Consider the following 275-nt stretch of genomic DNA (forward strand, 5'->3'; position numbering starts at 1 on the left):
ACTGAGCAGCGGGCCGCGCAGGGCCTGTAACGGCTGGCCTGCCCGCGGGATGGGGTTGCCCTGGGGACACTGGGCCGGGTAATCGAGGTAGGCGTCCAGCGCGTCAATCACTTCAGGTGCAGTGGCGTGCTCGAGCTGGCAGGCCCACTCATGCGCCAAGGCCCAATCCAGCTTGAGATGGTCCACGAGGAAACGCTCCCAGAGCCGTTCCCGACGGATGACGTTCTGCGCCAGGTCGCGCCCGGTCTCGGTGAGCGTCACGCCCTTATAAGGTT

1 protein-coding gene is annotated in these 275 nt (G+C 66.2%); it reads right to left on the reverse strand.

The genetic code is table 11. The features are described from left to right. Positions 1–275: metal-dependent transcriptional regulator (locus NZU74_20795; GenBank protein ID MCS6883763.1), on the reverse strand; the 275-nt coding region annotated here is incomplete at both ends.

The sequence above is a fragment of the Chloroflexaceae bacterium genome (assembly GCA_025057155.1).
Classification (GTDB): domain Bacteria; phylum Chloroflexota; class Chloroflexia; order Chloroflexales; family Chloroflexaceae; genus JACAEO01.